This is a genomic window from Bradyrhizobium sp., assembly GCF_016462955.1.
In the GTDB taxonomy this organism is placed as follows: domain Bacteria; phylum Pseudomonadota; class Alphaproteobacteria; order Rhizobiales; family Xanthobacteraceae; genus Bradyrhizobium.
Genome location: NZ_JAEMSD010000420.1, coordinates 1 through 6,122, shown reverse-complemented (window position 1 = coordinate 6,122; position 6,122 = coordinate 1). Strand labels below are relative to the sequence as shown.

Below are 6,122 nucleotides of genomic sequence, written 5' to 3'. Positions count from 1 at the left end.
CGACCACGACGAACGCCCACGCATCCAGAAGGATCTCGGCACCAAGAACCATCTCCTGCTGCGCAATCACGGCACGCTGACGGTCGGCCGCTCGGTCGCCTCCGCGTTCGAGCGCATGTATCACCTCGAGCGCGCCTGCTCGATGCAGGTGCGCACGCGCGCGCTGGGGACCCCGGTCTATCCGGTCGACCACAGCGCGATCGACAAGAACACCGAGCTGCTCGCCAACCGCGACCGCGCCGAGCTGCGCGCCACCACCCTGGTGTGGCCGCCCTTGCTGCGCAAGCTCGACCGCGAGCTCCCGGGCTACAGGTCTTGAGATTGTCGGGATCTGGTGTAGAGTAGAGCCCAACGAACCTCTACGCCTTTTGGAATGAAACGCCGCCCAATTCCGGGCGGCGTTTTTGTTTCGTGAAATTCGTAGGGTGGATTAGCGAAGCGTAATCCACCTCTTCTCTCGGAGCAGGCGCATCGGTTGGTGGATTACGCCTTCGGCTAATCCACCCTACGGCACCTCGCGCTATTTCACCTCGGCCAATGCGGCGAGAATCCTCGCCCAGGAGCGGATGCCCTTCTGGAAGCTCTGCAGGTCGTATTTCTCGTTCGGTGAGTGGATGTTGTCGTCGTCGAGGCCAAATCCCACCAGCAGCGAGTCGAGGCCGAGCGTGCGCTTGAAATCGGCGACGATCGGGATCGAGGCGCCGGATCCCATCAGCACGGTCTCCTTGCCCCATTCCTCCGTCAACGCCTTGCTGGCGGCGGAAAGCGGCTTCATGGTCCAGTCGAGCGCGATCGCGGGCCCGGCGGAGTGGTCGCCGAACTCGACCTTGCAGTCCGCCGGAATGCGCGCCGTCACGTAGTCGCGGAAGGCTTTACGGATCTTTTGCGGGTCCTGGCCCTGGACCAGGCGGAACGAGACCTTGGCCGAGGCATGCGAGGGAATCACCGTCTTGGAGCCCTCGCCGATATAGCCGCCCCAGATGCCGTTGACGTCGCAGGTCGGCCGCGTCGAAGCCTGCTCGACCAGGAGCCTGCCCTTTTCGCCCGCCGGGAGCGACAAGCCGACCGGCTTGAGAAAGGTCTCGGGCGTGAAATCGAGCTTCTTCCAGCGCTCCAGGATGTCGGGCGGCGTATCCTTCACGCCGTCATAGAAGCCGGGGATGGTGATGCGGTTGTCGTCGTCGAACAGGCCGCCCAGGATCTTGGTGAGCAGGCGGATCGGGTTCATCGCGGTGCCGCCGAACACGCCGGAATGCAGGTCGCGATTGGCGGCGGTGATCTTTAGCTCCTCGTACAGCAGGCCGCGCAGCGAGGTCGTGATCGCCGGCGTGTTGCGGTCCCACATGCCGGTGTCGCACACCAGCGCGTAGTCGGCCTTGAACTCGTCCTTGTTGGCCTCGATGAAGGGCACGAAATTCTTCGAGCCGACCTCCTCCTCGCCCTCGATCAGGAAGGTGACGTCGACCGGCAGCGAGCCCGTCACCTTCTTCCAGGCGCGGCAGGCCTCGACGAAGGTCATCACCTGGCCCTTGTCGTCCTCGGCGCCGCGCGCGACGATGATCTTGCGGCCGTCGGCATGATCGGCGACGACGGGCTCGAACGGAGGACGGTGCCAGAGATCGAGCGGATCGACCGGCTGCACGTCGTAATGGCCGTAGAACAGCACGTGCGGCCGCCCGCCCGCGCCGGTCTTGCCGACGACGGCGGGATGGCCCGCGGTCGGCCTCACCTCGGTGGCGACACCGAGGCTGGCGATGTCCCTGGCGAGATGCTCGGCCGCAGCTTTGCAATCATTAGCGAAGGCCGGATCGGCCGAAATCGATTTGATCCGCAACAACGAGAACAGGCGCTCCAGGCTGTTGTCGAAATCCTTGTCGTTGGGGTCGAGCACGGATTGGAGCTGCGCATTGGCCATGATTGCGATCCTGACTGTTGGTCTCAAGAGGTCCCGGGTTTTAGCGCCACGGCGGCGTGGGAGCTAGCCGCAACCGGCGGATGCCTGATGTGCCAGGCGAGACACCCCGCGAGGATGGCGGTCGCAGCGAGGTTGTTGCCCCAGGCCTGGATGAGGGTCGGAAACCACGGCAGCGACAGCAGCATGAGGATACCGGCCGCAGCGAGAGCGAGCCAGGTTCCGAGGCGCACGCGCGCACGCGTGTCGAAGGCCGCGCGATGCATCAGAACCGTCATCGGAAAGAACAGCCACATGAAGTAGTATTGCCGGGCCAAAGGCGAGGCGACCGTCATCAGGCAGAACAGAATGCCGAGCTCCTCGGCATCGGAGCGCGCGGTTCGGTGCGCTTGCCGCGGCATGATTGCGACGAAGCCGAGCCCGAGCAGCACCGCCAGCGCGAGCACGATCCAGTTCGCCGTTCGGTAGTCGACGTCGATCACGTTCATCGTGCGCGGCGGCTTCCTGGGATCATCCTGATTGTAGTTGATCGGCCGGACCAGGCGATGCGTGACCGCGATGAGGGACTGGTTGACCCACGACCAGTTCTGCTCGTCGCGCTGGCCGAAGCCCTTTTCCGAGCTCGTCCCGACCATGCCCTGGTACCAGGTGGCAAGTTCGGCCGCGTTGCGCTCGAAGCCACGGATCGGGGCCGGCAGGACATAGAGCAGAATGCCGGTGAAAACGATCGTGCTGGCGAGGGCGGCCCATTTGCGTCGCCAGAGCAGATAGGGCAGCACGGCGATCGGAAACACCTTGATGGCAGCGGCGAGCGCGAACATGAAGCCGGCGAGCCACGACCGATGTTGCCGCAAGCTCCAGAAACCGTAGAGCATCATCGCCAGCAGCAGGAGATTTGGCTGCCCGAGATCGAACATGTCGAACACGAAGGTGACGGTGACGATGGCCGGCAGCGCTTCCAGCCAGGGGCCAGGCTTGCGGTCCGAGCCGGTCATGACCTGGGAGAGCGCCCCGGTGTACCACCACGCCACGGCGTTCAAGACCGACAGGACGACGTAGAGCGGAATCTTGCCGAACCAGCTCGGGATCGCCAGCAGGATCGCCGGAAGCGGCGGATAGATGAAGTCGAAATAACCCTGCGGCGTGGCAGGATAGAGCGGCGCGCCGTCCAGCACCTGCTGCCCCGCCCAGTACCAGAGCAGATAGTCCTTGGTCTTGCCGCGGCCGAAGATCTCGGGGACGAGCACGTCGGCCGTCAGGAGAACGCAGCAAAACAGAAAGAACAGGTCCAGCGGCGCACGTGGCGAGAAGCGTCTGGGTGCGTCGGGCTTGGGAAACGGTGCGGGCGTGGTCACAATGCGGTCCTGTTGCGGCGGCGAAAACAGGACGTAACAGACCGGCAAAGGATTGGAGAGTCCCCTCACCTGAATGTGTACCGCTTCGGCGTTCTGCCTACCGCCGCAGCAATCCGCCGAGCGCGCCGCGAACCAGCGTGCGGCCGATCGAGCCGCCGAGCTGGCCGCCGATCGACTTGCCGACATTGGCGGCCAGCCCGCCGATCACCTGGTTGGTCACCGATCGCGTCACGTCCCGTGCAATGACCTGGCCGGTCGAGAGGCGGCCGCGCTTGACGTTGGTGCCGAAGATGGTGCCGACGATCGTGCCCAACTGCCCAAGAATTCCGCCGCCTGCGCCGGCTCCACCATTTTGTGCGTCGGCAGGCGCAGCCGTGCCGGCCACGCGCTTCTGCAGCATCTCACTGGCGGACTCACGATCCACTGCGGTATCGTATTTGCCCTTCACCGGGCTCCTGCTCATGATCGTCTTGCGCTCCTCGGGCGTGATCGGCCCGATCCGCGCCGTCGGCGGCCGGATCATCACCCGCTCCACCATCGAAGGCGTGCCGTTGCCCTCGAGGAAGGACACCAGTGCCTCGCCCTTGCCGAGCTCCGTGATCACCTTGGCGGTGTCGAGCTTCGGGTTGGGCCGGAAGGTCTGCGCCGCTGCGGCGACCGCCTTCTGGTCGCGCGGCGTGAAGGCGCGCAGCGCATGCTGCACGCGACCGCCCAACTGGGCCAACACCTTGTCCGGCACGTCGATCGGATTCTGGGTGACGAAATAGACGCCGACGCCCTTGGAACGGATCAGACGAACCACCTGCTCGATCTTGTCCATCAACGCCTTCGGCGCATCGTTGAACAAGAGATGCGCCTCGTCGAAAAAGAACACCAGTTTTGGCTTCGGCAGGTCGCCGGCTTCCGGCAATTCCTCAAACAACTCCGACAGCAACCACAACAGGAACGTCGCGTAGAGCCTGGGGCTCTCCATCAGCTTGTCGGCAACCAGGATGTTGACGATGCCGCGACCGTCGCTATCGGTCTTCATGAAATCCTTCAGCTCCAGTGCAGGCTCGCCGAAGAATTTCATTCCGCCCTGGTTTTCCAGCACCAGCAGCTGGCGTTGAATGGTGCCCACCGTCGCCTTGCTCACATTGCCGAAGCTCTGCGCGGCCTTCCGGATCTCTGCTAACGGATCTTCCTCAGCATCCGGTCCCTTCTTGCCGCTGGCGGGCACGATCGCATCCAACAGCGATCGCAGATCCTTCATGTCCAACAATGGCAGGCCGCTCTCGTCCGCGACGCGGAAGGCGACGTTGAGAACACCCTCCTGCACGTCGTTCAGGTCGAGCATGCGCGCGAGCAGCAGCGGCCCCATTTCGGTGACGGTCGCACGCACGGGGTGGCCCTGCTCGCCGAACACGTCCCAGAACACGGTCGAGAACTGGTCCGGTTGAAACTTGAGACCCATTTCGCCGGCGCGCTTGAGAATGAAGTCTTTGGCTTCGCCGACTTCCGAGATGCCGGCGAGGTCGCCCTTGATGTCGGCTGCGAAGACCGGAACACCGGCGCGCGCAAATCCTTCCGCCATCACTTGCAGCGACACGGTCTTGCCGGTTCCGGTTGCACCCGTGACGAGGCCGTGGCGATTGGCGAGCGCCAGCGTCAGCCATGCCTGCTCGTCTCCCTTGCCGACGAAGATCTTCTCGTCGGTATCGCCGAGCTTGCTGTCCTGTGCGGTCATTATTCTCTCTGATCTCTCTGCGTGGTTTCGCGTATCGAAACCCGAATGCACCAGTTCCGTAGTTTACGCATGTCGCGCACCAATTTAAACCGTTCAACGCGTTCCAGGCGTGCGACATCGTCGGAAACGGACGGAGACATCAGCCGAAAGTCGGAATGAGGTGTTCGGAGGCAGCAATTTTTCGCCGATTCCGTCTTCGCTCTTGCACGGCAGCAACACTCTTCGCGGGTTCGAAGATGAATCGCGGCAGCGCGTGCGTTCATCGCTTGAATTTCACATCACACCGGCTCAAGATCATTTTCGAAAGCAAGACTCCGGCATGTAAACCGGTTGAGGGGCGGGTTTTATGGACGAGCTGATCGGACGGCTGGCGACAAACGCCAGCATAGATGGTGCTGTCGCCGAAAAGACCGTCGGCATTATCCTGGGCTTCCTCCGCAGCGAGGGTCCTTCCGAGAGCGTGCAGGCCCTGATCGACCAGATCCCCGGAGCAGAAGCTGCCATCGAGGCTTCGAAGAGCGGCGGCGGCCTGTCGCGGCTGATGGGCGGCGGCTTGATGGCGGTCGGCACGCGCCTGATGGGCCTCGGCCTCGGAATGTCCGACATACAGAACGTCGCCCGTGAACTTTTCCGCTACGGGCGAGACAAAATCGGAGCGGATCAGATGGGCAAGATCATCGCGGGGACGCCGGGCCTGAGCCAGTTCGCCTGAGCGACGCTTTTCACATCGAGCATCATGACATATCCGATCTCCGAGATTGAGGGCCTGCCGACCTTTGCCGCCAACAAGCTGAAGGCGCAGGGAATCCGCACGACCGACGCGTTGCTCGAGGCCGCCTCCACCGTGAAGGGCCGCAAGGCCCTTTCGGCCAAGACCGGCATCAGCGAGCAGCAATTGCTGGAATGGGCCAACGTCTCCGACTACATGCGCATCCCCGGCATGGGCAGAGCCAAGGTCGGCCTGGTCCGCGCCGCCGGCGTGACCACCGTGCGGGAGCTCGCCTATCGAAATCCGGCAAGGTTGGCGCAGAGCATGCGCGAGGCCAACGAGAAGAAGAAGCTCGTTCGCGTGCTGCCTTCCGAGAAGTCGGTCGGCGACATCATCGCCAAGGCCAAGAAGCTGCCGCCG

General features: G+C 63.6%; 6 protein-coding genes. 3 read left to right on the top strand and 3 right to left on the bottom strand.

Going from position 1 to position 6,122, the window contains the following annotated elements:
• Positions 1-319, top strand: a 319-nt coding sequence (locus JHD07_RS30370; protein WP_291628825.1) for a class II aldolase/adducin family protein, incomplete at its 5' end; no start/stop codon positions are given.
• A gap of 201 nt (positions 320-520) precedes the next feature.
• On the opposite strand, the gene JHD07_RS30365 is transcribed toward JHD07_RS30370, so the two are convergent.
• The 3 genes from JHD07_RS30365 to JHD07_RS30355 all read right to left on the bottom strand — a co-directional run bounded on the left by JHD07_RS30365 (position 521) and on the right by JHD07_RS30355 (position 4,993).
• The gene (locus JHD07_RS30365) at positions 521-1,915 is read right to left on the bottom strand and encodes a M20/M25/M40 family metallo-hydrolase (RefSeq protein WP_291628824.1); all 1,395 of its coding nucleotides are present in this window, start codon (positions 1,913-1,915) and stop codon (positions 521-523) included.
• Positions 1,916-1,938: 23 nt separating this feature from the next.
• On the bottom strand, positions 1,939-3,267 hold the full coding sequence (locus JHD07_RS30360; RefSeq protein WP_291628823.1) for a glycosyltransferase family 87 protein: 1,329 nt from the start codon (positions 3,265-3,267) through the stop codon (positions 1,939-1,941).
• A 97-nt stretch (positions 3,268-3,364) separates the two neighbouring features.
• Positions 3,365-4,993, bottom strand: coding sequence for a helicase HerA-like domain-containing protein (locus tag JHD07_RS30355; protein WP_291628822.1), 1,629 nt, complete (start codon positions 4,991-4,993; stop codon positions 3,365-3,367).
• A gap of 346 nt (positions 4,994-5,339) precedes the next feature.
• Here JHD07_RS30355 and JHD07_RS30350 point away from each other — a divergent pair, with 346 nt between their 5' ends.
• Both JHD07_RS30350 and JHD07_RS30345 read left to right on the top strand, forming a co-directional pair.
• On the top strand, positions 5,340-5,705 hold the full coding sequence (locus JHD07_RS30350; protein WP_291628820.1) for a DUF2267 domain-containing protein: 366 nt from the start codon (positions 5,340-5,342) through the stop codon (positions 5,703-5,705).
• 24 nt (positions 5,706-5,729) lie between these two features.
• Positions 5,730-6,122 (top strand): DUF4332 domain-containing protein (locus tag JHD07_RS30345; RefSeq protein WP_291628819.1); only part of this gene is annotated, 393 nt, incomplete at its 3' end.